Genomic DNA, 1202 nt, shown 5'->3' with positions numbered 1-1202 from the left:
GGATTTGTAGCTATAAGGCTATATGTTCCAGGCGCCAATCCTTGCGCTTGGAACTTTCCGCTAATGTCTGTCTGGGTAACAGCAATCGTAATCCCATTAACATCAACTACTCGTATAAGCGTATTTACTATAGGTTGCCCCGTTTGCTCATTCGTAACGACCCCTTGAATGGTTCCGGGATTTGGAGGTAAATTTACTAAGACAGTGGATACCTGATCTGACTGCACTAAGGTTGAGGAGGCTTGCGATCCAAAGTTTGGTTCAGAGACAACAATAGTATAAGCCCCTGGCGTGCGGTTAAGGACAGTGAATTGACCTCGAGAATCAGTTGTAGTGGTAGCTATAATAGGACCTACCGGAGAGAATTGACGTACCGCAATACTTGCCCCTGCAATAGGTGAACCAGTTTGCTCATTATAGATTACCCCTGTAATTGTTCCAGGATTAGGCACAAGTGTGAAATTTAACTCCGTTACAGCCTCTGGATTTACTTGAGTATCTCCTGATACTGAACCAAAATTTTGTATAGTTGCAATCACTCGATATGAACCTGGTGATAACGTCTGAATTTGATAAAATCCATTCTGATCTGTTTGTACGGTAGCAACAAGAGCTCTTGTCGAATCAAAAATTTGTAAAGTAGTTCCCGGTATTACTTGCCCTGTTCCTTGATTGATAACTGTTCCCTGAAGGACCCCGGGGTTTGGCGTTAAAGTAAGTGTCGTTGTTCCTTCTCCTCCTGGTGTGAGGATGACGGCTTTTGAATCACTTCCAAAGGTTTGGGCTATCGCTGAAATAATTAAAGTATTTAGCGGCAAATTATTAATTGTAAAATTGCCATCTAAGCCACTTGTTCCAGATCCAACAACGATGCCATTAGAGTCCGTTACTGTTAAAATCGCACCGTTAATTGGCAAACCTGTTGCAACATTAAGAACTTGCCCCGTAATGGATGCTGGGTTAGGCGTTAGTAAAATATTCAACTCATTTGTTTGATCAGAAACAATCACTATACTAGTCGTTTGAGCTACAAAATTAGGGGCTGTCACTAATAAGTTATAGCTGCCTGGAGGTAAATCCAGTACTGCAAATGTCCCATCCGACTGGGCAAGTAATGTCTTTAATAAAGTCCCTCCCTGATCAAATACCTCAATTTGCGTGTCTGTTCCCAAAATAGGACTACCCTGTAAGTCTGTAATGAC

At 42.0% G+C, this 1202-nt stretch carries 1 protein-coding gene; it reads right to left on the bottom strand.

Annotated elements, in window-relative coordinates; genetic code table 11:
- Positions 1 to 1202, bottom strand: a 1202-nt coding sequence (locus AC1DZ6_RS25490; RefSeq protein ID WP_477099873.1) for an MSCRAMM family protein, incomplete at both ends; no start/stop codon positions are given.

This window comes from Caulobacter sp. P1_B12_2 (assembly GCF_056406675.1).
The sequence above is the reverse complement of the archived record's forward strand: the minus strand, read 5'-3'. Positions and strand labels throughout refer to the sequence as shown.